The 23,948-nt window shown below is 72.4% G+C and carries 14 protein-coding genes and 1 tRNA gene; 11 read left to right on the forward strand and 4 right to left on the reverse strand.

Annotation, left to right across the window (positions count from 1 at the left end; all coding sequences use genetic code 11):
- The first annotated feature begins 80 nt into the window (after positions 1-80).
- The 5 genes from BZB76_RS28805 (at position 81) to BZB76_RS28830 (ending at position 4,243) form a co-directional block, all read left to right on the forward strand.
- A complete protein-coding gene (locus BZB76_RS28805; protein WP_121437589.1) occupies positions 81-473 on the forward strand; it encodes a nuclear transport factor 2 family protein in 393 nt (130 codons plus the stop codon).
- 108 nt (positions 474-581) lie between these two features.
- A complete protein-coding gene (locus BZB76_RS28810; RefSeq protein WP_121437948.1) occupies positions 582-1,538 on the forward strand; it encodes an AraC-like ligand-binding domain-containing protein in 957 nt (318 codons plus the stop codon).
- A 97-nt stretch (positions 1,539-1,635) separates the two neighbouring features.
- On the forward strand, positions 1,636-3,081 hold the full coding sequence (locus BZB76_RS28815) for an aldehyde dehydrogenase family protein (RefSeq protein WP_121437590.1): 1,446 nt from the start codon (positions 1,636-1,638) through the stop codon (positions 3,079-3,081).
- A 101-nt stretch (positions 3,082-3,182) separates the two neighbouring features.
- Positions 3,183-3,257, forward strand: a tRNA-Val gene (locus tag BZB76_RS28820).
- Between the two features lie 713 nt (positions 3,258-3,970).
- Complete coding sequence (locus tag BZB76_RS28830) at positions 3,971-4,243, forward strand: hypothetical protein (RefSeq protein WP_147449588.1); 273 nt, start codon at positions 3,971-3,973, stop codon at positions 4,241-4,243.
- 33 nt (positions 4,244-4,276) lie between these two features.
- Here BZB76_RS28830 and BZB76_RS28835 read toward each other — a convergent pair whose 3' ends face one another.
- Both BZB76_RS28835 and BZB76_RS28840 read right to left on the reverse strand, forming a co-directional pair.
- Positions 4,277-4,951 carry a DUF899 domain-containing protein gene (locus BZB76_RS28835; protein WP_121437593.1) on the reverse strand — a complete coding sequence of 225 codons (675 nt, stop codon included), beginning with the start codon at positions 4,949-4,951 and terminating at the stop codon, positions 4,277-4,279.
- Positions 4,952-5,038: 87 nt separating this feature from the next.
- Entirely contained in the window at positions 5,039-6,088 is a 1,050-nt protein-coding gene (locus tag BZB76_RS28840) for a right-handed parallel beta-helix repeat-containing protein (protein ID WP_121437594.1), read from the reverse strand.
- A gap of 206 nt (positions 6,089-6,294) precedes the next feature.
- On the opposite strand from BZB76_RS28840, the gene glnII reads away from it, so the two are divergent.
- From glnII to BZB76_RS28870, 6 genes are all read left to right on the forward strand, one after another.
- Positions 6,295-7,338 (forward strand): glutamine synthetase, encoded by a 1,044-nt coding sequence (gene glnII / locus BZB76_RS28845; RefSeq protein ID WP_246007279.1) that lies wholly within the window; start codon positions 6,295-6,297, stop codon positions 7,336-7,338.
- Between the two features lie 106 nt (positions 7,339-7,444).
- Positions 7,445-8,068 carry a hypothetical protein gene (locus BZB76_RS28850; protein WP_121437595.1) on the forward strand — a complete coding sequence of 208 codons (624 nt, stop codon included), beginning with the start codon at positions 7,445-7,447 and terminating at the stop codon, positions 8,066-8,068.
- A gap of 157 nt (positions 8,069-8,225) precedes the next feature.
- A complete protein-coding gene (locus BZB76_RS28855) occupies positions 8,226-14,420 on the forward strand; it encodes a type I polyketide synthase (RefSeq protein WP_121437596.1) in 6,195 nt (2,064 codons plus the stop codon).
- A complete protein-coding gene (locus tag BZB76_RS28860; RefSeq protein ID WP_121437597.1) occupies positions 14,417-18,772 on the forward strand; it encodes a beta-ketoacyl synthase N-terminal-like domain-containing protein in 4,356 nt (1,451 codons plus the stop codon). The genes BZB76_RS28855 and BZB76_RS28860 overlap by 4 nt, the downstream gene beginning before the upstream one ends.
- On the forward strand, positions 18,769-19,089 hold the full coding sequence (locus tag BZB76_RS28865; protein ID WP_211343243.1) for an acyl carrier protein: 321 nt from the start codon (positions 18,769-18,771) through the stop codon (positions 19,087-19,089). The genes BZB76_RS28860 and BZB76_RS28865 overlap by 4 nt, the downstream gene beginning before the upstream one ends.
- Positions 19,086-20,348, forward strand: a complete 1,263-nt coding sequence (locus BZB76_RS28870) for a glycosyltransferase (protein ID WP_121437598.1) — start codon at positions 19,086-19,088, stop codon at positions 20,346-20,348. Before BZB76_RS28865 ends, BZB76_RS28870 begins: the two co-directional genes overlap by 4 nt.
- A gap of 29 nt (positions 20,349-20,377) precedes the next feature.
- Here BZB76_RS28870 and BZB76_RS28875 read toward each other — a convergent pair whose 3' ends face one another.
- A complete protein-coding gene (locus BZB76_RS28875) occupies positions 20,378-21,031 on the reverse strand; it encodes a DUF1361 domain-containing protein (RefSeq protein ID WP_121437950.1) in 654 nt (217 codons plus the stop codon).
- Positions 21,032-21,039: 8 nt separating this feature from the next.
- Positions 21,040-23,796 (reverse strand): ATP-binding protein, encoded by a 2,757-nt coding sequence (locus BZB76_RS28880; RefSeq protein WP_121437599.1) that lies wholly within the window; start codon positions 23,794-23,796, stop codon positions 21,040-21,042.
- Between the last annotated feature and the right edge of the window lie 152 nt (positions 23,797-23,948).

Raw genomic sequence — 23,948 nt, forward strand, 5'->3', positions numbered from 1 at the left:
CAGACAAGGATCATTCGGACACAATCAAGATCCCGACCCGGCCGAGACGCTGGACTGGCACAAGAATGGGAGGACAGCACATGAGCGAGGCTTACGACATCATCAAGGCCCACTACGCGGCGTCGGACCGCGGCGACCTGGCCGGAATGATGGAGGCGTTCGGCGACGACATCGCGTGGACGGAGATGGCCGGGTTCCCCTACGCGGGCACCTATGTGGGCCTTGACGAGATCAAGGCCGGAGTGTTCGGGCGCCTGAACGCCGACTGGGAGGGCTTCCGCGCCGACCCCGACGAGCTGGTCGACGGCGGTGACGGGACCGTCGTCGCGATCGGCCACTACTCGGGCACCTACCGGGCCACCGGGAAGTTCATGAAGGTTCGGTTCGTCCACGTGTGGCGGGTGAAGGACGGCAAGGTGACGGGTTTCGAGCAGTTCTGCGACACCCATCTCGTCCGCGAGGCCATGGCCTGAGGCATGACGTCGCTCTCCGTCCGGGCCGGGCTGCCACTAGCGCGATCCGGCCCGGACGGTGCACCATGGGTGCATCAGGGGAATGGGGTCTCATCTGGGGAAATGCGCATGTCCATGCTCATCCGCACGTCGGATCTTCCGGTCGCCGAACGGTTCGACTACTGGCGCAACTCGGTCACGGACATGTTCGTGCCGCTGCGTGCCGACACCAACCGTCCGGAACGGTTCGAAGGCCGCCTGCGCGGACGTGAGCTCGGCGCGCTCACGGTGGCCGACGTCGCGTCCACACCGAACATCGTGCGCCGCACCGGCGCGCTGATCTCCCAGTCCGATCCCGGACACTACAAGATCGGCGTGCAGCTCAACGGGTACTGCCTGCTCACGCAGGACGGGCGCGAGGCCGCGCTCGTCCCCGGCGACTTCACGATCTACGACACGACGCGTCCGTACACGCTCGTGTTCGACGACTCGTACCGGCAGCTGGTCCTGATGGTCCCGCGCCGCCTGCTGCATCTGCCCGAGGACGCCGTCGCCGGGCTCACCGCCACCCGGATCTCCGGCCGCCAGGGCGTCGGGGCACTGCTGTCCCCGTTTCTGCTCCAGCTCGCACAGCAGCTCGACGACCTGGACGACCACGGCAGCGTCCGGCTCGGCGACAACATCGTCGACCTTCTCGTCACCCTCCTCGCCGAACGCCTCGACACGAGCGCGCCGACCGCCGACGCGCGCCGCCGCGCCCTGCTGCTGCGCGTCCGCGCCTACATCGAACGTCATCTGGACGACCCGGACCTGTCCCCGGACGACATCGCCGCCGCGCACTTCGTCTCGTCCCGCCACCTGTACAACCTGTTCCGCGAGGAGGGCACGACGGTCTCGGCGTGGATCAAGGAGCGCCGTCTGGAGCACTGCCGCCGCGACCTGCGTGACCCGCTCCAGCTGCACCGTCCCGTCAGCGCCATCGCGGCCCGGTGGGGTTTCGTGGACGCGGCGCGCTTCAGCCGCGTGTTCAAGGCCGCCTACGGCGCCAGCCCGCGCGAGTACCGGGTGACGATTTCCGGCGAGTGATCGTTACCGATCAGGTCAAATCTCGTACACCCACAGACAAGACCCGGACGCCCTCTCCGGCCGAGACTGGGGCCGAACCTGCGAGGGAGGTCCCCCCATGAACACTCGGCTCTACATCAACGGCGAGTGGGCCGCGGCCGCGGACGGCGCCGAGTTCACCACGTCCGATCCGGCCACCGGAGCGGTCCTGGCGTCCTGCGCGGAGGCCGGGCCCAAGGACGTGGAGAACGCCGTCGACGCCGCGCGGGCCGCACTGCGCGACCCGGCGTGGACCACGATGGCGCCCAGCGCCCGCGCCCGCCTCCTCTGGCGCGTCGCCGACCTGATCGAGGAGCACCAGGCCGACCTCGCCGAACTGGAGACCCGCGACCAGGGCCAGCCGCTCGGCATCGCCCAGTCGGTCAGCGTCAACGGCGCCGCCGAGCACTTCCGCTACTTCGCGGGCTGGTGCACCAAGCTCGAAGGCGCGGTCACTCCCGTCTCGTTCCCGGACACCCTGCACTACGTCCGCCGCGAACCCGTCGGCGTCTGCGCGCTGATCACTCCGTGGAACTTCCCCCTCATGATCGCCGCGTGGAAGCTCGCCCCGGCGCTCGCCTGCGGGAACACCGTCATCATCAAGCCCGCCGAGCAGACGCCGCTGACCACCGTCCGGCTGATCGAGCTGTGCGCCGAGGCCGGCTTCCCGCCCGGCGTGATCAACCTCCTCACCGGCGGACCCGACGTCGGCCGCGCCCTCGTCGCGCACCCCGACGTCGACAAGGTCTCCTTCACCGGCTCCAGCCCCGTCGGACGCGAGATCGTCAGGGCCTCCGCGGGCAACCTCAAGCGCGTCACCCTCGAACTCGGCGGAAAGGCCCCGAGCGTCATCGCCCGCGACGCCGACATCGACAAGGCCGTCGCCGGCAACCTCCAGGGCGCCCTCCTCAACAGCGGCCAGGTCTGCGCCGCCTACACGCGCCTCTACGTCGACCGCCGCCGCGCCGACGAGTTCACCGAGAAGCTCGCCGCCGCCGCCTCCACCCTCCGCCTCGGCCCCGGCCTCGACCCCGAGACCCAGATCGGCCCCCTCGTGTCCCTCGAACAGCTCGACCGGGTCGACTCCCTCGTCAAGACCGGCACCGAGCAGGGCGCCGAACTCGTCACCGGCGGCCGGCGCGCCGACGGCCCCCTGGCCAACGGCTACTTCTACAGCCCCACCGTCTTCGGCGGCGTCACCGACGACATGACCATCGCCCGCGAGGAGATCTTCGGCCCCGTCCTCCCCGTCCTCGCCTACGACGACCCCGAGGAACTCGCCGCCCGCGCCAACGACACCGACTTCGGCCTCGCCGCGTCCGTCTGGACCCGCGACCTGTCCACCGCACACCGCCTGGCCGCCGACATCCGCGCCGGCGCCGTCTTCATCAACATGCTGCCCATCCCGGACGCCGCCGCCCCCTGGGGCGGCTACAAGTCCAGCGGCTGGGGCCGCGAGATGGGCCCCTACGCCCTGGACGCCTACACGGAGGTCAAGGGCGTCTGGGTCCACCTGGACACCTGACCCCCGACCGCACGGAGCCGGTTCGCCACCCCGGCGAACCGGCCTCCGCCGAATCCACTTCGCCCCCACACTCCGAACCGGGTACGCTTTCCCGGCGACACGGGCGCGTAGCTCAGGGGTAGAGCACTCGCCTTACAAGCGAGGAGCCGGCGGTTCGAAACCGCCCGCGCCCACCACCACAAGGACCCCGTTTCCAACCAAGGAAACGGGGTCTTCGTGCCATTAACGACAAGCACGAGCATCCCGCACACCCTCACCGTCGTCATCAGCGTCAACGCCACCACCTCGCCCGGGCGGACCAGCGCGTGAGGCCCCGGCCCCGGTGAGGTCGCCGAGATGCCGCCGTGGCTCCGAAATGATCGCTCGAGGGAGCGCCACCGTCCGCGAGCCCGCTCGTGACTCGGGTGGGCCGATGATCAGTTCATCCGTGTCGCGTTCGACCTGCGCCTGCCGGATGGTGACCGCACCCGCGCTGAGGTCAAGGGGCGGCGGGCACTTGGCCCGCGAGCCTGCGCCTGGCCGCCCGGAGCATGCGGCGTGGGCGCCCCGTCCGCTGGATGCCGGCGGTCACCGGGTTGCGCCGTTGCACTTTCCCGTCATTGATCAGGGGAGTCGTCGCGCTTCGAGCCCGCCTTATGAAGCGCGGCATGGGCACGAAAACGAATGCGAGCGCACCGGCGCCGTTCCTCATCGGAAGTGGCATCAGTGCACACGCAGCGAGTGGCCAACCACTTCAGATCCTCCGGACTCAGCCAGAAAGCCACCCGACCCAGGCTCGCCTCATGTTCGGGATCAGTTGGCTTGGGTGGGCTCGGCATGCCGCGAGCCTACGCACTTGGCGCAGAAGAGCGCCTCCGGCGCAGTACTCCGGCTCTGAGAAGTGTGGGGCGTGTTCGTGGCGGTCGCCAAGGGGCGAGCGGTGATCATGGCTTTTTGTGTCTGCCGGATGTTGCGATGTTGGGGTCAGACTGCGGTGTGGTTTTGGTTGGCGTGGATGGTCACTCATCCGGAGGTTGAGACGGATGGGGCTTGGCTGGACTGGCGGGACGGCTGTGTCGTCGTGAAGAACCCGGATGAGGTTCTGATCGCGAAGATGTGTGAGATCGCTAAGAAGTTTGGCGCCCGCGTTCAGGGGGACGAGGGCGAGTACCACGACGAGTGAATCAGCCGTCCTGTGTCACGGGTGAGCGTCTGTTCAGGCGTAGTTGGCGGCTATTTGTTCGGAGGTCGGCCAGCGGGAGTAGGTGGGGGACTGGGGCCAGCCTTCGGGGGAGTCCTGCCATTCCTCCTGGCGGCCGTAGGGGAGGATGTCTATCAGGGCGAAGGTGTGGGTGAGTTGTTCGGTGCCGCGGCCGTTGGTGTGCCAGGTGCGGTAGACGGTGGTGCCGTCGCGGAGGAAGACGTTGACCGCGAAGCCGCCGCCGGGGGGTGCGCCGACGTCGGTGCCGAAGGGGCTGTTGGCGGTGGAGTACCAGGTCATCTTGTTGCCGACGCGGTGTTTGTAGGCCAGGGCCTCGTCGATGGGGCCCTGGGTGACTATGACGAACCTGGCGTCGTAGGCGTCCAGGAACTCCAGACGGGTGAACTGGGACGTGAAGCCGGTGCAGCCGGGGCACTGCCAGGTTTTGTCGGGGAACCACATGTGGTTGTAGACGATCAGTTGGCTCTTGCCGTCGAAGATGTCGGCGAGGCTCACGGCGCCGTGCTCGCCCTCCAGGGTGTAGTCGGGCATCTCGACCATGGGGAGGCGGCGGCGTTGGGCGGCGATCGCGTCGAGTTCGCGGGTCGCGGCCTTCTCGCGGGCGCGTAGGTCGTCGAGGTGGCGTTGCCAGGTGGCGGTGTCGACGATGGGCGGGAGTGCTTTGGTCATGGCTCCTCCTTGTGGTGTCGAGGTGTAGACCATGGCCGTGGGTGAAAGTCATCGGAGGGGCCATGCGAACATGGCCCCTCCGAGCGGTCAGCAGAGGTTGGGCGGGCTGGAGGTCCGGCAGGAGTTGCCGACGAAGCGGTTGGTCTTGCTGCCGCTTCGGTTGACCAGATCGTACGGCGTGTTCTCGCGGAGGTTGTTCGCCTTGATCAGGTTGTGCGCGGCCGGACGGTTGAGCGGTGGGACGCCGCGGAAGAGGACGATGCCGCCGGAGTAGGCGAGCTTGCCCTGGTTCTTGTGGACGGTGTTCTGCACGACCTCGTTGTGGTCACCGCCGAAGAACAGGATCCCGGTGCCGTTAAGCGCGGGCGCCGGGCCGTGCGGCGGGCAGTACTTGTTGTTCTTCGAGACGGTGTTCTTCCAGATCTTGGTGTTGCCCTGCCCGGTGCGCTGGCCGTCGTCGACCAGGGCGATTCCGGTGCAGTTGTCGTGGAGGTTGTTGTCGTGGACCTTGATGTGGCGGGCGTGCCGGACCAGGAGGCCGAGCGCGTTGCCGGACGAGTTGTTCCAGGCGACCTCCGTGCCCTGCGCGTTGGCGGTGTCGCCGACGTAGAGGCCGGCGTCGTTCCTGTTCTCGATCGTCCAGTTCCAGACGAGTTCGCCGCGGGTGGAGTTGAACTGGGCGATGCCGTACTCGCCGTTCTTCTTGGCCAGGACGGCCAGGACCTTCATGCGGTCGGTGTAGTTGCCGTAGACGCCGGTGTCGCGGAAGCCCTGGACGGTCACCTGCTTGATGAACACCCCCGTGACCGGGTGCTTCGGCCGTCCGACGACGCAGATCCCCATGCCGGGGACCTTGGCCTTCGCGCAGTGGTCGGTGCGGCCGGGACGGATGATGGTGTTGTTGCCCTCGCCGCGGATGGTGAGGGGCTTGCGGACGAGGATGCCGCCGTCGTAGTGACCGGCCTTGAGCCGCAGCGTGTCGCCCGGCTTGGCGCGGTCGACGGCCGACTGGAGCGAGTGACCCGGCCAGACGATATGGGTTTGTGCGCCGGGATGCGCCTGGCTGGAAGGTGCGATGGCGGCGAGCCCGGCCAGTACGACGACCGTGCCGAGTGGAGCCGCGATAGTACGCCTCATCCTTTTCCCCCGTTCTGTGTTTTTTGCCGCACGGTGCGGCGAGGAATTCCTCGCTCATTTTGAACCGGGAAGATCATGTAGAAGGGATCAGAAAGGTAAAAAGATAAAGTGTGGATGGTGGGTGGCGTCCCGGCGGCGGCTCGCGGGTTTACATGGCGTTCACATACGGGCAACAGGTCCGAAATGCCCGGTTGGCAGGGTGTGGCGTGCCTGAGAAGCGTCTGAAGGGACCCATGTTGAGCTACAAGGCCGAGTACATCTGGATCGACGGCACCGAGCCGACCGCGCGGCTGCGGTCGAAGACGAGGATCCTGGCCGATGGCGCCGATCTTCCGGACTGGGGCTTCGACGGGTCCAGCACCAACCAGGCGCCCGGTGACCACTCCGACTGTGTGCTCAAGCCGGTGTTCACCTGCCCCGACCCGATCCGGGGCGGCGACTCCAAACTGGTGCTCTGCGAGGTCTACCTGGTGGACGGCACGCCCCACGAGACCAACTCGCGGGCGAAGCTCCGTCCGATCGCCGAACGGTACGCGGCGCAGGACTCCTGGTACGGGATCGAGCAGGAGTACACGTTTTTCAAGGACGGGCGTCCGCTCGGCTTCCCCGAGCGGGGCTACCCGGCCCCGCAGGGCTTCTACTACTGCGGTGTGGGCGCCGACGAGGTCTTCGGACGTGAGATCGTCGAACGGCACATGGACGCCTGCCTGGCCGCCGGGTTGAAGATCTCCGGCATCAACGCCGAGGTCATGCCGGGGCAGTGGGAGTTCCAGATCGGCCCGGCGGGCCCGGTCGAGGTCGCCGACCACATGTGGGTCGCCCGGTGGCTGCTCTACCGCATCGCCGAGGACTACGACGTGTCCGCCACGCTCGACCCGAAGCCGGTCGAGGGCGACTGGAACGGTGCGGGCGCCCACACGAACTTCTCGACCAAGGCCATGCGCGAGGGGTACGACGCGATCATCACGGCCTGCGAGGCGCTCGCCGAGAAGGCGCAGGAGCATGTCGCCGGGTACGGGGCCGACATCGAGCGGCGGCTGACCGGGATGCACGAGACGGCGCCCTGGAGCGAGTTCAGCTACGGCGTGTCCGACCGTGGCGCGTCGGTGCGGATCCCGTGGCAGGTCGAGGTGGAGAAGAAGGGCTACATCGAGGACCGTCGCCCGAACGCCAACGTCGACCCGTACGTGGTGACCCGCCTGATCACCGGCACCTGCTGCGCCGCGCTGGAGAAGGCCGGGCAGGTCTGAGGCTCCGCCGGAGAAAGGCGGCCAAACATCTGCAAAATGGTGCGCTTGGGGGAGTTCCCTCCCCCGGCGCCGGGTATCCCCTCCTCGTTCGCACGGGGGAGGGGACATGCCCGATTCGTCATTCGGGCGGTACTCCGGCGGTCTGCACGGCAGGCGCGCCGGCCGCCCGGCGCCACGGCCCTGGGAACGGTCGTTCCGGTGCCCGTCCACGGCGCGTCGGCGCCCCCTGGAGGCTCCGGCGAGACGCTACGAGGACTTCGTCGCGCTGCACGAGGAGATCTCCGCCCGGTCCGATCCGCGGCTGCGACCGCTGTGGTGGACGGGGATCTCCGCGGCGCTGTGCGGCGGTGTCCTGGCGTTCGCGTCGGTGGCGGCGCTGCGCACGATGGCCGGGGTGGACGTCCCGGTGTTCGCGGGTGGACGCGCCGAAGCGGTCCCGGCCGCGACGAGCTACGCCCTGTGCGCGACGGCCGGAACGATCCAGGCGACCGCGTTGATGCACCTTCTCGTGGCGTCGTCGGCGCGGCCCGTCCGGGTGTTCGCGTGGATCGGCGCGATCGCGGTCGTGCTGCTGACCGTCCTGCCGCTGGTCCTCAGGGGCCCGCTGGACGCGGCGCTCGCGACGTCCGGCCTCAACCTCGTCGGCGGGACGGCCGTGGTGGTGCTGCTCTCGCTGGTGGTGGTCGGCTCGCGGCCCTTCCCACCTGAGGCCGGACGCGGACGGTTCTGAGGCCGCCGCGGCCTGCCGGGGTCAAGGGACCTCCAATGTTCCTTGCGGCGGCGGCATCGGCGTGCCCGCGGGTGTGTCGTCACGGTGATCGCGGTGTCGCCGACCGTAGTGTGACGCACCGTTGTTGCGAGCCGCACGGGACGTCGGGGGGCAGTGCATGGCGGCGGACGCGGGCGAGTACGGGCGAGGGTCGGACGACGGCCCCCGGACGGAGATCATCGGGGTGACCCCGTTCGGCCGTCCGGCACCCCATCTCGTCGTGGCGGTCGCGCGGGCCGGGGGCGTCGGCGTGCTCGACCTCGGCGCCGACCGCGCGCCGGGTCTCACCGCGCTCGCGGACGTGCGCCGCTGGTGGACGGGACCGTTCGGCGTGCGCGTCCCGGCGGGGTGCCGGATCCGACCGGCGGAGCTTCCGGACGCCGTGGACACCGTTCTGGTGGACGCGCCGGCGCTCCGGTCGGACGACTCGCTCGACATCGCCGGGTTCGCGCGCGGTCGCCGCCTGCTGGTGGAGGTCGTCGGCCCCGAGGAGGCCGCGGCCGTCCTGCCCGTCGCCCGCGGTCTCACCGGTGACGTGGGGCTCATCGCGCGGGGCTCCGAGGCGGGTGGACGCGCGGGTGAGCTGACCGCGTTCGTCCTGCTGCAGCGGTTGACGGCCGATCCGTCGGTGCACGTTCCGGTGTACTCGGCGGGCGGGATCGGGACGCACTCGGCCGCGGCGGCGGTGGTGGGCGGAGCGGCCGGGGTCGTCCTGGACGCGCAGCTCTCGCTCGTCCGGGAGGCCGACGCGGCGCCCGGACCGGACGATCCGCTGGCGGCGGCGCTCGCCGGGCGCCACAAGACCGCAGGGGGCGTGGTCCAGGCCGTCCGGGACGGGATCGCGGCGCATCTACGGGCCGCCGTCCGCGCCGAACCGCTGGTGGAGCGCACCTCTCCGGTCGTCGTTCAGGGGCCGATGGCGCAGGTCACCGACGGTTCGACGTTCGCGGGCGCGGTCGCGCAGGACGGTGGCCTGCCGTTCCTCGCGCTCGCCCTGATGGACGGCGACACCGTCCGGGCCCTGCTGCGCGAGACCGCCGACCGGCTCGGCGGGCGGCCCTGGGGCGTCGGAATCGCCGGCTCCGCCCCGCCTGACGTCCGGGCGGAGCAGCTCGCCGCCGTCCACGAGATCGGACCGCCGTACGCGTTGCTCGCCGGCGGGAGCCCGGCGGAGGCCGAGCCGCTGGAGGCCGCCGGAACCGGCGCGTACCTCCATGCCCCCACCCCTGACCTGCTGGAACGTTTCCTGGACGGCGGCGCGCGCAAGTTCGTGTTCGCGGGCCGGGAGTGCGGTGGTCCGGTCGGGCCGCTGGCGGGCTTCCCGCTGTGGGACGCCCAGGTCGAACGGCTGCTGACGTGCGGCGACGACACCGTCGCGGAGCTGTCGGTGATGTTCGCGGGCGGGATCCATGACGAGCGCTCCGCGGCGATGGTGGCGGCGCTGGCGGGGCCGCTGGCCGAGCGGGGCGCCGACGTCCGCGTCCTGATGGGCACCGCGTACCTGTTCACCTCGGAGGCCGTGGCGGCGGGCGCGATCCTGCCGGGCTTCCAGGAAACGGCGCTCGACTGCACCGAGACCGCCCTGCTGGAGACGTCGCCCGGACACGAGGTCCGCTGCGCCAGAACCCCCTATGTCGAAACGTTCGCCGACACTCGCCGCGAACTGGAACAGGCCGGGACGCCGCACCCGGAGGTCGGGCGACGGCTCGAGAAACTGAATCTTGCTCGTCTGCGCCTCGCCGGCAAGGGGTTGCGCCGCTCGACGCCCGTGGCGCCCGCGGTGCAGCGGTCGGAGGGCCTGTACGTGATGGGCCAGGCCGCGGCGCTGCGCTCGGCCACGACCACGGTCGCCGCGCTGCACGAGCAGGTCACGTCCGGCGCGACCGCGTTCCTGGCCGCCCGCGCCGCCGAACTCGGTCTCACGGGGTCGCGTCCCGAACCGGTCGGCGCGGCGCGTCCCGCGGACATCGCGATCATCGGGATCGGGTGCGTGTTCCCCGGCGCCCGCGACGCCGACGGCTACTGGGCGAACATCGTGGGCGGCGTCGACTCGATCACCGAGGTCGTGTGCCGGGACCCGGAGGTCGATCATGAGGCCGATCATGAGGCCGATCATGAGGCGCCGTCCAGGTGGCGCGGGTCGCTGCCCGACATCGCGTTCGACGCGCTCGCGTACGGCATCCCGCCGGGCACGGTCGGCGGCATCGACCCGGTCCAGCTCCTGGCGCTGGAGGTCGCCGCCCGCGCGCTGCGCGACGCCGGATACGCCGACCGTCCGTTCGACCGGTCCCGCACCTCGGTGATCTTCGGTGCGGGGGGCGGCGGTGACCTCGGCGCCGCCCACGCCATGCGCGCCGCGCTTCCCGACTACTTCGGCGAGGTTCCGGCCGGGTTGGACGAGCAGCTCCCGCGTCCGGTGGAGGGTTCGCTTCCGGGGGTCCTCACCGGCGTGATCGCCGGACGGATCGCCGACCGGCTCGGCCTCGGCGGCACCGCCCACACCGTCGACGCGGCCGGGGCCGCGTCCCTCGTCGCCCTCGACGCCGCCTGCAAGGAGCTGCTGGTGGGCGCCGGCGACATGGTCCTGTGCGGTGGCGCCGACCTGTATGGGGGCGTCCGGGACCATCTGTACGCGTCCGCGGGCGCGCTGTCGCCGTCGGGCCGCTGCGCCGCGTTCGACGCGTCCGCCGACGGGGTCGCGCTCGGCGAGGGCGTCGCCTGCGTCGTCCTCAAACGCCTCGCGGACGCCGAACGCGACGGCGACCGGATCTACGCGGTCGTCAAGGCGGTCGCCGGGGCCGGTGCCGGGCGCTCCGCCGATCTCGCCGCGCCGCGTGCCGAAGGGCAGCGCCGCGCACTGGACCGCGCCTACGAGCGCGCGGGCGTCGCGCCCGCCTCGGTCGGGCTCGTCGAGGCGCACGCGGCGTGCACGGCGGTCGGCGACCGGACGGAACTGTCGGCGCTGCGCTCCACCTTCACCGACGCGACCCCGGGCGGGATCACGCTCGGGTCGGTCAAGGCGCAGATCGGGCACACCGGATGCGCCGCCGGGCTCGCCGGACTCGTCAAGACCGCGTACGCGCTGCACACGGGCGTGCTGCCGGGGGCATCGCATCTCGTCCGTCCGAACGCCGCGTGGGAACCCGGCGGCCCGTTCTCCTTCGGCGGCGCCGCCCGCCCGTGGGCGGCACCGCCCGGCGAACGGTTCGCGGGGGTGAGCGCGTTCGGCGTCGGCGGCGTGCACGTCCACGCCGTCCTGTCCGGTTACGACGGTGCGCCCGAGCCGGTGTCCGGGCTCGCCGAATGGCCCGCCGAACTGTTCCTGATCCGGGCGCCGGACCGGTCCGCCGCCCGCGCCGAACTCGACCGCCTCTCGGCCCTCCTGCCGGTCGAACCCCGGCTCCGCGACCTCGCGCGGACGGCCGCCGCCGCCGACGGCCCCCTCCAGGTCGCCTTCGTCGCCACCGGACTGGACGACCTGCGGCGGAAACTCGACCTCGCCGGGGAGTTCCGCCCGGCACCGGGTGTGTTCGTCCCGTCCGGCGAACCGGGCCGGATCGCGTTCCTGTTCCCCGGGCAGGGGGCGCAGCGTCCGAACATGCTCGCCGACCTGTTCATCGCGTTCCCTCGCCTGCAGCGCCTGCTCCGCCTGGCGGGCGGACGGTACGCCCCGGCGATGTTCCCGCCCGCCGCGTTCACCCGCGCCGCGACCCGGCGCCACCAGGCCGAGATCAACGACGTCCGGGTCGCGGAGCCCGCCCTCGGCATCGCCGGGCTGGCCGTCCATCGCCTCCTGACCGCCCTCGGCGTCCACCCGGACCTCGCCGCGGGCCACGGGTACGGAGAGGTCGCCGCGCTGTGCGCCGCCGGGGTCTTCGACGACACCGGCATGGTCGGGTTCAGCGCCGTCCGCGCCGAGGCGACCCTGGCCGCGGCGCTGGCCGGTGTGCCGTCCGGCGGGCCGCCCGCCGGTGGGGACGAGCCGGGCGCGATGGCCGCCGTCGCCGCGTCCCTCCCCGAGGTCCGTGCCGCGCTGAGCGGCCTCTCGGAGGTCGTCGTCGCCGGACACGACGCGCCGCGCCGGGTCGTGATCTCCGGGACGTGCGCGGGCCTCGACCGTGCCCTGCGCGCGCTGTCCGCCGCGGGCATCGCCGTCGAACGGCTTTCGGTGGCGTGCGCGTTCCACAGCCCGCTCGTCGCCGCCGCGTCCGCCGAACTGCGCGCCGACCTCCTGCGCCGCGACCTGCGCTCGCCCGCCTTCCCCGTCTGGGCGAACACGACCGCCGAGCCCTACGCGACCGACCCCGCCGAACTCGCCGCCGCCCTCGCCGGTCAGATCGCCACGCCCGTCCGGTTCGTCGAGCAGATCGAGGCGATGTACGAGGCGGGCGCCCGAGTCTTCGTCGAGACGGGCCCGGGAGGCGCCCTTACCGGCCTCGTCGAGCAGATCCTCGGCGACCGCCCGCACACCGCCGTGGCCTGCGACGTCCCCGGCGAGAACGGCATCGTCCGCCTCCTGCACACGCTCGCCGAACTCGCCGCCGCCGGTGTCCCCGTCGACCCGCTGCCCCTGTTCGCCGGTCGCGACGCCCGCCCGCTCACCGGTCCCGCCCCGGTGCCCGGCTGGGTGGTCAACGGGCGCCACGTCCGGACCGTCGACGGCGGATACCCGGCGGGCGCGCTCCGCCCGGCCGAACGCGTTCCCCTCGGTGCTCCGCACCCGTCGGAGGCGGCCGTCCTCGAATATCTGCGCACCGGCCGCGAGATGATCGCGGCTCAGCGCGAGGTGGTGCTCCGGCATCTCGGCGCGGCGCCACCGCCCGTCCGGGAGCCGCGGTCCGATCCGGCGGAAGTCTCCGTTCCGGCGCCACGGCCCGCCCTCCCCGCGACGGTCGCGGCGCCCGTGCGGGCCCATCGGACCGGCCGGGGCGAGTCGACGACGGTGTCTCCACGCGAGATGCCGCCCCGGAACGAGGAGCCGGCGCCGCCGTCGTCGGTGCCCGCTCCGTCCGCTCCGGAGCCGGTGGAGGTGCGGGTGCGGCCGCGTGCCGGTGTCGTCCGGCAGGTTCTGCGGGTCGTGGAGCTGGACGCGCTGCCGACGCCCCCGGAGTCGGGGACGATGTTCGCCGGGCGCCGTTTCCACATCGTGGACGACGAATGCGGCGTCGCGCCCGAACTCGCCGTGATGCTCGAACGGCTCGGAGCCCGGACGCGAACGTCACACGACGTCGACGGAGACGCGGACGTGGACGTGGACGGGCTGGTCCAGCTCGCGGCGCTGCGGCCCGCGTCGGCGCCGGCGCTGCCCGGGGCGTACGCGGGCATCCGGCGCGCGCTGTCCGGCGGGCTGCGCTGGCTCGCCGTCGCCGGCTGCGCGGGCGGGACGTTCGGGCGGCGGTTCGACGGCGGTGGTGCCGGGGACCCGGCGCCGGGCGCGGGACTGCCGGGTCTGGCGCGGACGATCGCACTGGAGTACCCCGACGTGCTGGTGCGGGCCGTGGACGTCGACACCGAGGCCACCCCGCGTGTGATCGCGCAGCGGATCCTGGCGGAGCTGCTGGACGCCGACGGACCGGTCGTGGTCGGGCACGAGGGCGGGCTGCGGCGCGGGTTGAGCGTCGTCCCGGCGGAACTGGACGGCGAACCCGAGGCGCCCGTGGGCCCGGACGGCGTCGTGCTCCTCACCGGAGGCGCGCGCGGCTTCACGGCGCGGATCGCCCGGGAACTGGCCCGGACGAGCGGCTGCCACATGGAGATCGTGGGACGCTCCCCGGAGCCCGCCGGTGAGATGGCGGTGTTGCGGGCGCGCGCGGCGTCCGTCCGGTACCACGCGGTGGACGTGCGCGACCGGCGGGCGGTGCGGAACGTCGTCGACGGCGTCTACGCGCGGCATGGGCGGCTTGACGGCGTGGTGCACGGCGCCGGGATCGTCGACGACCGCCCGATCGCGGACAAGACGCCCGAGTCGTTCGAGCAGGTGTACCGGACGAAGGTGGACGGCGCGTGCGCGCTCGTCCAGTCGGTACGGCCCGACCTGGGGTTCTTCGTCGTCCTCGGCGGCGCCGCCGGTGTGCGCGGCGAACCCGGTCACAGCGATCACGCCGCGGCGAGCGACGCCTGCGGCACGCTGGCGAACGTCTGGCGGACGCGGCTGCGAGGGCGGGTCCTCGTCGCCGACCGGGACGTGCCCCCTGGTGGCGAGCCGGTCGAGCCGGTCGAGTGGGACGGGCCCGATGCGGCCCTGGCGGCGCTGCTGCGGGAGATCGCGCACGGCGACGAGACGCATGTCGTGTTCACCGGGGCCGGGCGATGAGCGAGGCGGGAGAGCCGATCGCGATCGTCGGCGCCGGGGCGGTGTTCCCCGGCGCGGGCTCGGCGGCGGACCTGTGGCGCAACGTGCTGGCCGGATTCGACGCGATCACCGACGTACCCGCCGGTCGATGGGATCCCGCGCTGTACTACGACGCCGACGCCTACGGGCGGCCCCCCGAGAGCGACCGGTTCTACTGCAGGAGGGGCGGATTCGTCGACGACCTGGCCACGTTCGACCCGGCGCGGTTCGGGATCGCGCCGGCGGCGGTGCCGGGCATGGAACCCGACCAATTGCTGGCGCTGCGGGTGGCCGCGGACGCGATCGCGGACGCGGGCGGTGACGAGCGTCTGCCCGACCGGTCGAGGATCGGCGTGGTCATCGGACGCGGCGGCTACCTCACCTCGGGCGTGGCGCGGTTCGACCAGCGGGTCCGGACGTCCCACCAGCTCACCGGGCTCCTCGCCGAGCTGGTGCCGGAACTCGGGGAGCGGCGGCTGGACGAGATCCGCCGGGCGTTCCGCGAACGGCTCGGCCCGGACGCCGCCGACGCCTCGACCGGGCTGGTGCCGAGCCTCACCGCGACCCGCATCGCCGACCGGTTCGACCTGCGCGGCCCCGCGTACACGCTGGACGCGGCGTGCGCGTCGGCGCTGCTGGCGGTCGAGCACGCCGTGCGGGCGCTGCGGAGCGGGCAGGTCGACGCGGTGCTCGCCGGGGCGGTCCACCACGCCCATCACGCCACGGTGTGGAGTGTCTTCAGCCAGTTGCGCGCGTTGAGCCCGAGCGGGACGATCCGTCCGTTCGACCGGGCGGCGGACGGGACGCTCCTCGCGGAGGGCACCGGGATCGTCCTGCTCAAGCGGCTGTCGGACGCCGAACGGGCGGGCGACCGCGTGCACGCGCTCGTGCTCGGCGCGGGTTCGTCCAGCGACGGCCGCGCCGCCGGGCTCATGAGCCCGAGCGTGGAGGGGCAGATTCTCGCGGTCGAGCGGGCCTGGCGCGACGCGGGCCTCGATCCGGCGGAGCCCGGCGCGCTCGGCCTGGTCGAGGCGCACGGCACCGGGACCCCGGCGGGCGACGAGGCCGAACTGGCGACCCTGCACCGGGCCTTCGGGGCCGACGGCCCGCCGATCGGGCTCGGCACCGTCAAGTCGATGATCGGGCACGCGATGACGGCCGCCGGGATCGCCGGGTTGATCAAGGCCGCGTGCGCGGTGCGCGACGGCGTGCTGCCGCCGACGCTGCACGTGGACGACCCGCATCCGGCGCTGGAGCACGGCAGGCTGCGGCCCGTCCGGGAGGCGGCCGAGTGGGAACGGCACGGCGGTCCGCGGCGTGCCGTGGTCAACGCCTTCGGGTTCGGCGGCGCCAACGCGCACGTGATTCTTCAGGAGCCGCCCTCGGGCCGTGTCGCCCGGCGGACGGGACGATGGACGAACCGCCGGAAACTCGACACGCCAACGTCGAACGAACCCCAGGCCGACGAGATCGTGCTGCGGCTGGCCGCCCGGACGACCGGCGAACTGGCCGAGGCCCTGACCGCACCCGACGAGGACCTCCTGGCACGTGCGGCGGACGACGTCCCCGACCTGCCGTGCCGCCTCGCGATGGTCGCCCCCACACCGCGTCGGCTCGACCTCGCGCGGGCGGTCGTCCAGCGCGGAGCCGCCTGGCGGGGCCGCAGCGACGTGTGGTTCTCCCCCCGCCCGCTCCTCGCGGAGGGCGGACGCCTGGCGTTCCTGTTCCCCGGGTTCGAGCCCGCCTTCGACCCTTGCGTGGACGACGTCGCGGAGCGTCTCGGGCTCCCGAAACCCGCGCTCACCGGGCGCCGGGACCTGCTCGGCCACGCCGCCGACGCGATCGCCGTGGGCGGCCTGCTGGCCACGGCCCTCGCCGAACTCGGCGTGGAGCCGGACCTCGCGGTGGGGCACGGCCTCGGCGAGTGGACGGCGATGGTCGCCACCGGCGTGTGCGACGCAGACGCGGTCGGGGGCCTCGTCCGGGCCCTCGACGAGGACGTCCCGGGCGTTCCCGACGTCGTGTACGCGGCGCTGGGCTGCGGCGCCGCGAAGGCGCGCGACGCCGCCACGGGACGGTCCGACGTCTTCGTCAGCCACGACAACGGCCCGCACCAGTCGGTGATCTGCGGTCCGGCGGAGGAGGTCCGTGGGATCCTTCTGCGGCTCGCGGCGGAGGGCGTGCTCGGGCGGGAACTGCCGTTCACGTCCGGTTTCCACACGCCGCTGGCCCACGCGTACGAGAAACGGCTGCGGCGTTCTTTGGAGGCCCTGCCGCTCCGGGAGCCGCGTGTGCCGCTGTGGTCGGCGACGACGGTCGCGCCGTTCCCACGGGCCGCCGCCGACGTCCGTGATCTCGCCGTCCGGCACCTTCTCGAACCGGTCCGGTTCAGGGAACTGATCGACGAGCTGTACAACGCGGCCCATGTGCGTGCGTTCGTGCAGGTCGGTCCGGGGAGCCTCACCGGGTTCGCGGCCGACGGGCTCGGTGACCGCGAGCATCTCGCCGTGGCCGTCAACGCGCCGAACCGGGACGGCATGGCCCAGTTGCGCCGCGTCGTCGCCGCGCTGTGGGCGGAGGGGTACGGCGCGGCGCCGTCACCGCCTCCCGCGACGGGCATGCGGCTCGACCTCGGTACGCCGCTGGTGAGGTTGGACGGCGCCGTGGCGCCCCTGCGGCTCGCGTCCGGGGTGCCGTCGCTACCGGCCGACGATCCGGTTCTGGCCGAGTTGGAGGCGCTCCTCGACGACGCGACGAGCGGGGCGCAGTCCGTTCTGGACGCGCTCGGCGACCGTCCGGGGCCGTCCGGCCGGTCGGACGACTCGCCCGCGCCGGTTCCGCCCGCCGAGAACGCGCGGCCCGAGGACGTGTTCCCCGGAGACGCGGGCGCACCGGGCGTGGGCCCGCCCGAGGCGACGGAACGGGCCGGGTCGCGGGTGTTCTCGCTCGACACGATGCCGTATCTGAGTGACCACTGTGTCGTCCCGCAGGCTCCCGGCTGGCCCGACATGTCGGACAGGTTTCCGATCGTCCCGCTGGCCACGCTGCTGGAGGTTCTGGCGGACACCGCGCGGGAACTCCTGCCCGGAATGGTGGTCATCGGGTTCGAGAACGTCCGCGCCGTCCGCTGGGTCGTGGCCGCCCCGCCGACCACCGCAGACGTCAGCGCGCGGCTCATCGACGAGCGTGACCGTCCCCGCAAGGTGAAGGTCGTGGTCGAGGGTTACGCGGACGGGACGGTTCTGCTCGCCGACCGCTATCCGCCGCCGCCCACCCCCGACCGCACCCCGTTGACGGTCGAGGGCCCGCCCATCGTCACCGCCGAACGGCTGTACGAGGAACGGTGGATGTTCCACGGCCCGCTCTTCCGCGGCATCACCGAGATCACGGCGCTCGCCGAGGACGGTGTCCGCGCTGTTCTGACCTCCCTCCCCACACCGGGCGCGCTGCTGGACGGCGCCGGGCAGCTGTGCGGCCACTGGATCCAGGTGTACGGCGACACCAACCAGACCGTGTTCCCGGTGGGGATAGAACGGGTCTCCCTGTACGGGCCGCAGCCGTCGCCGGGCGAAGACGTCGCGACGACCATCTGGAACCAGTCCCTGACGGACACGACCATGCGTTGCTCGGCCGAACTCGTCCACCAGAACGGAACGGTGTGGGCACGGATCGACGGATGGACGACCCACCGCTTCTACACCGACGAAGCCCTCTGGCGGATGAAGTTCACCGCCGAAGTGTCGGGAACGGGCGAACCACAGCCGGGTGGCTGGTGCCTGGCCCGCAAACGCTGGGACGGCACGGCGTCACGCGACCTCCTCATGCGGCAGTACCTGTGCGCCGTCGAACGCGCCGAGTACGAGGCGCTTCCACCGTTCGCGCAGGGGCCATGGCTGCTCGGACGCATCGCGGCCAAGGACGCCGTCCGCGACCACCTATGGCGCAACGGTCACGGACCCCTGTTCCCGGCCGAACTCACCGTCCACGAAGGGCCGACGGTGACGGGCCCCTTCGACGAACCGCTGACCGTCTCCATCGCCTCGGAGGCGGAACTGGGCGTCGCGCTGGTCAGAACCGGCCACCGACCAGCCGGAATCGGCCTCGCCCGCAACGAGAGGGACGCGCGGGTCCGCGCGGCCAAGCAGGCGGTGCTCCGGTCGATGAACGTCGGATCCGACCGTCCGGAACTGACCGTGACCGTCGCCGACGCGGAACGGCTCCTTATCGCCGCCGGCGGCACGGTCACGACGGTGGAGACACGGGAAATCGACGGACACGTCGTGGCCTGGACGGCCACGGACGGCGGCGCAGACATGGAGGAGGCCCGCGCATGAACGACGTTCTCTCCGAGGTCGTCCAGATACTGACCGACGTGGTGGGGGAGGACTTCCCGCCCGACGCGCGGATCGGCCCCGCGACCACGTTCGGCGACGACATCGGACTGGAGAGCATCGAGTTCGTCGCCCTGGCCGACCGGCTCCGCACCCGCTACGGCGACCATGTCGACTTCCCCGGTTTCCTCGCGGACCTCGACCTCGACGAGATCACGAACCTGACGGTCGGGGACGTCGTGGACCACATCACCGAACGGGAACGGGCGCACGTCTCGGCGTCCGGCCCCTCCGCCGCACCTTCGGAAGGCGATCGATGAGCGCGCGCCGTAAGCACGTCCCGTCCCTGCTGGACGATCCCGGCATCCGGCGGGCGAGGACGGCGGCGCGGCGGTTCCTGTTCGCCGTCCCACCGCCGATCGGCCCGGTCGACCCTTCTTCCGAATCGAGCACCGACCCGAACACCGACCCGCTGATCGCGGTCGCCGCCGAACTCGTCCAGCGCGGCCACAAGGTCGCCTGGACGGGGCACCGGCCGTCCCTCGAACGGCTGCTGCGCTCCGGATCCCGCGTGTTCGGGTCCGTCGACGGCGACTTCGCGGCGCGCCTGCCCGGCATCCGCGACGACCGGCTGCGCCTGCGCGGCCTCGCCGCCCTGCGCTTCCACTGGGAGGAATGGGTCGTGCCGCTCGGGCACGCCATGATGCCGGGCGTGGAGAAGGCGATCGACCGTTTCCGCCCGGACGTGGTGGTCTCCGACCAGTTCGTGCTCGCCGCTCCCGTCGCCGCCCGGCACCGCGAGATCCCCTGGGCCACGGCCGCGACGACGCCGGTAAAGTTCACCCGCCCGCTCGGCCACCTGCCGAAGGTCGAGGAGTGGGTCCGTGAGCGGATCGCGGACTTCCAGCTCGACCACGGCATCGACGACCTGCTCGACCTGCGCTTCTCCGACCATCTGGTGCTGGTGTTCTCGTCCGGTGCCCTGGTCGGGGACGTCTCGCTCTTCCCCGACCATTTCGCCTTCGTCGGCCCGGTGCCGGGCCGTGCCGCGCCCCGCGCGTTCCCGTGGGACCGGCTGGACGGCCGTCCCGCCGTTCTCGTCACGCTCGGGGCGGGGACGGGCCCGTCCGGCGACCGGTTCCTCGGGGTCGCCGCCGAGGCCGTCCGCGACATGGACGTCCAGGCGATCCTCGTGGCGCCGCCAGGCGCGGTGCCCGACCCGCCGCCGAACGTTCTCGTGCGGGACGCCGTCCCGCGCCTCAAGCTGCTCGAACACCTCGCGGCCGTCGTGTGCGACGGCGACCACGGCACGGTCTGCGAGTCCCTCTCCCACGGGCTTCCCCTGGTGGTGGCGCCCGTCCGGGACGACCAGCCCGTCATCGCCCGGCGGGTGGCGGCGGCGGGCGCCGGGATCGCCGTCCGGTTCGCCCGCGTCCGCCCGGACGAGATCCGGACCGCGCTCACCGCCGTCCTCGCCGACGGCTCCCGCCACCGGGCCGCCGCCGGACGCGTCCGGGACTCCTTCGCGTCGGCCGGGGGCGTCGCCGAGGCGGCCGACCGCCTGGAGAAACTCACCTGAGCCCTCCGGGCACGGGCCCGGGACATGGCTCAGGACGTGAGGGACGCGTGGAGGCGGCGGGCGCCCTTGACGGTCGCGTCGAACGACGCCTCGGCGATGGCCCTGGTCAGGAAGTGGCACAGCCAGGTGACCGCGAACGTGCCGATGATCAGTATGGGCGCCCAGGACCAGGTCAGATGGACGATGATCCGTTCGAGGGCGCCCTGCGGGTCGGCGACGGGCTCCCAGCTGTTGAGGCGGGCCCAGCGGCCGAGGAAGACGCCGACGGCACAGACGGCGTGCGCGGCGATGGTCACGCGGCCCTGCCAGGCGCCGAGGCCGAGCCGGGCGAGATGGCGGAGCGCGGCGCCGAGGGCGAGGTAGTAGGCCAGGAAACCGGAGCCGATGAACACCGCGTAGACGGGCAGGATGACGCTCACGACGGGTCCGCCGCGGTCGGCCAGCATGATGTCGCCGCGCAGATGCACCAGATCGGTCACGACATACGGAGCATTCGGCAGAAAGAGGACGAAAAGGACGAGTCCGGCCCACCAGATGGGTGAGCGGGACGGTCGCCGACCACGGAAGAGCACCCAGGCCAGACCCACCGGAATCCACGCCAGCAGGGTGTTCCACCCCATCCACCAGGCGTCACGGCGTAGGACGTCGACCAGATTCGGTGCCACCTGTTCCAGTACCCCCATGATCCCCATCATGCATGATCATCAACGCCGGGCGCATGGAGAAGGAGATCGAGCAGGCCGTCCACGTCGCCGAAGAAGGACGTCGCCTCGCGGAGCCGTTCCGGCCAGTCGGAGTCGGTGCGGAGCGCGCCCACGGCGGTTTCGAGCGCCGATGGAGTACCGCCGTAGAGGGTGATGGAACGGGCCTGTAGATCACGTTGGTCGCGTTCCCACCATGCGGTGACATGCCGGAATTGGTCGGCGAGAGTATCGCCGGGAATGGTTCTTTTGTAGGCGGACGCCCATTCCCCGCTGAGTCGATGCCTGCCCGCCTCCGGGTCGTCCCTGTCGGCCCGCTGGAGTTCCTCCAGGACGAGGCACCAGCGATAGGGGGTCGCGAAGTACTCCGTCTCGTCGTCCGTGCAGGGGGCTCCGTGAAAGGTGGCGACGAGATGCTCGGCGAGCCGGGTCGGAGCGCCACGGGCCGCCACCGCGGCGTCGACCGCGTGGGACAGGGCACAGTCGCGTAGCCGTGGGGGTAGGCCGTCCAGCACGGACACGTCCGGTTTCGGCGGCCCCCAGCCGGTCAGATGGGCCGCGGCGGCCAGTTCCGCCCACAGGACCAGCTCGGGACGGTCGGCCACCGCCCGCTGGGCGGCGCGCATGTCGCGGAGGGTGCACGGCGTGTCTCGGCAGTCCGACCCACAGGTGCCGCTCCGCGGGCCGACCAGCGCGCGCGGGGACGCGACCGGCGCGGCCTTCTCCAAGTGCGAGCCGTCCGGCATGCGGACCAGATGCGGGTAGTCCATGCCGTCGGTGAAAACCGCGCCCTCTCCGGGCGTCAGCGTCACCAGGAACCGCGACTGAGCGTCGGTGATGTTCATGGTGGCGCCGACCGCGTCCCGGTCGTCCCGCGCGGGAAGCCGATGGACGATCTTCACGGCGGTGTTCTTGATGACGTCCGGGACGAGCTTCGACGGGATCTGCTCCGCCACGATCAACCCCTCCCCGTATGCGCGGATCTCCGCGAGAAGGCTCGCGAACGTCTCCACGGCATGGGACGCGGGCCCCGCCTGCTCGCTGCGGCGCAGCAACCGGTGCGCCTCCTCGAACACGGTCAGATGACGCAGCCCGGCGCCGCCGCCCGCCCGCTGCCGCATCCGCAGATGCTCCACGAGCCGGACCAGGACCGTCCCCATGAGGAACGCCTTGTCACGGTCGTCGCCGACGTCCTCGATCTCCAGGACGACGTTGCGGGCGAGCAGCGCGTCGAAGTCGATCGGATGACCGCCCTCGAAGAACCGGCCCGTCGTCCCGAGCCGCAGGCTCGACAGCCGGACACGGACGAACCCGCGCACATTGTCGGTGATCTCCTGGCCGTAGCCGATCTCGGTGACGACCTGTTCGGCGGCGGCCTGCAGGTCGGCGAGCGTCGGATGGCGCGGCGCGGCCCCGGGGACGGACGGCTCGCCGAGCGCCAGATCCCAGCCGAGCCGCTCGTAGCAGCGGGTCAGCGCCGCCGACAGCACCTGCGGGAAAGGCTCCTCGGCGTCGAACGCGGCGAGGAACAGCGCGCGGACGAGGTCGGCGTGGGTCTGCAACGGGAACGGCCGCCCGTCCGGGCCCGTCGCCGGTTCCAGGGGGTTGATCCCCGCGGCGATGGCCTCGGTGTCGCCCGGCCGGATCGTGATCACCTCGGCGTCCGGGAGCCGCGCCGCCATCAGCCGGTACTCGGCCTTCGCCGGCTCGACCACCAGCCACGGCACCCCGGCGTCCGACGCCGCCGTGAGCAGCGACCGGACGGTCTGCGACTTGCCCGCGCCGGTCGCGCCGCACACGAACGTGTGCCGGTTCAGGCTGGATAGCGGCACCGACATCGGTCCGACGTCGCGGCGGTCGCGGTCCAGGACCCGGCCGAGGGCCACGCCGGTGCCCGCCGACTCGGGCGTCACGTCGAAGTCGGGCCGCATCACGAACCTGATCCCGGCGACCTCCCGGACGGGCGGCCGCGCGAGCGCCGCCACCAGTTGCGTGCTCGCCTCGAACGGGCCCGGCGCCCCCGGCACCAGGGCGTACGGCAGCCGGCTCAGGTCCGCCGACGCGCACACCAGCGCCGCGACCCGCGCCGCCGCCCGCTCGGTCGCCGCGCCCGCCATCAGCCGCACCCGCCACAGCCCCGCAGTGGCCGCCCGGCGCAGCTCGCGGTGCCGCCGCTCCAACCGGACGGCCGCGACCGACTCCTCCGGCGACATCTCCGCCATCGACTGGGCGCGCCGCTGCCGGTCGGCGAGATCGTCGGCGAGGAACCCGGCCTCCGCCGGAGCCACGGGCTCGGCGACCAGCAGCCACGCGAACGGCTGCGTCCAGACGGAGAGGAGACCGTCCTCCAGGGACGGTCTCGCGGGCTCGTCGGGGGCGTCGTCGTCCACGAGCAGGCCGTCGGCGATGGCGCCGACGCTCACCCAGTGCGCCATGGAGTCCTCGGTGATGCCGTCCGGGACCGGCACGCCGCGTCCACCCGCCGGGAGGCTCAGTGTCGCGGCCCGCCCGTCATGGTCGGCGAGGAGACCGTCCCCGCCGACGAACACCTCCGTGGGGCCGGACGGCCGCGCGCGCCGCCACCCGACCAGCACCGGGTCCCCGCCCGCGTGGTACGCCGACACGAGCGCGGCGAGCCGCTGGTCGCGCCATTCGTCGCGCCCGTCCGTCCCGTCCGGACGGGGCACCTCCAGCAGCCGGCACACCGGGAGGCCGCGCACCACGTTCCACATGTCAGTGGTTGCCATGGCCGGTCAGGCTATTCAGCAAGAAGCCCCGTGGGAAGCCCGAAACCGGAGGGACGACCTGACAAGTCCGGTGTCAATCTGCTTGGGTTGATCACGCATCGCCGCGCACACCCCGTCCCAGGCGTGACGATCACCCTGCATCCGAACAGAAC

Origin of the sequence: Actinomadura pelletieri DSM 43383, from assembly GCF_003634705.1 — a bacterium.
In the GTDB taxonomy this organism is placed as follows: Bacteria; Actinomycetota; Actinomycetes; order Streptosporangiales; family Streptosporangiaceae; genus Spirillospora; species Spirillospora pelletieri.

Bases quoted from the DNA above. Each gene is read 5' to 3' on its own strand.
- BZB76_RS28805 (WP_121437589.1), top strand. From the start codon at position 81: ATGAGCGAGGCTTACGACATCATCAAGGCCCACTACGCGGCGTCGGAC.
- BZB76_RS28810 (WP_121437948.1), top strand. From the start codon at position 582: ATGTCCATGCTCATCCGCACGTCGGATCTTCCGGTCGCCGAACGGTTC.
- BZB76_RS28815 (WP_121437590.1), top strand. From the start codon at position 1,636: ATGAACACTCGGCTCTACATCAACGGCGAGTGGGCCGCGGCCGCGGAC.
- BZB76_RS28835 (WP_121437593.1), bottom strand. From the start codon at position 4,951: ATGACCAAAGCACTCCCGCCCATCGTCGACACCGCCACCTGGCAACGC.
- BZB76_RS28840 (WP_121437594.1), bottom strand. From the start codon at position 6,088: ATGAGGCGTACTATCGCGGCTCCACTCGGCACGGTCGTCGTACTGGCC.
- BZB76_RS28850 (WP_121437595.1), top strand. From the start codon at position 7,445: ATGCCCGATTCGTCATTCGGGCGGTACTCCGGCGGTCTGCACGGCAGG.
- BZB76_RS28855 (WP_121437596.1), top strand. From the start codon at position 8,226: ATGGCGGCGGACGCGGGCGAGTACGGGCGAGGGTCGGACGACGGCCCC.
- BZB76_RS28860 (WP_121437597.1), top strand. From the start codon at position 14,417: ATGAGCGAGGCGGGAGAGCCGATCGCGATCGTCGGCGCCGGGGCGGTG.
- BZB76_RS28865 (WP_211343243.1), top strand. From the start codon at position 18,769: ATGAACGACGTTCTCTCCGAGGTCGTCCAGATACTGACCGACGTGGTG.
- BZB76_RS28870 (WP_121437598.1), top strand. From the start codon at position 19,086: ATGAGCGCGCGCCGTAAGCACGTCCCGTCCCTGCTGGACGATCCCGGC.
- BZB76_RS28875 (WP_121437950.1), bottom strand. From the start codon at position 21,031: ATGGGGGTACTGGAACAGGTGGCACCGAATCTGGTCGACGTCCTACGC.
- BZB76_RS28880 (WP_121437599.1), bottom strand. From the start codon at position 23,796: ATGGCAACCACTGACATGTGGAACGTGGTGCGCGGCCTCCCGGTGTGC.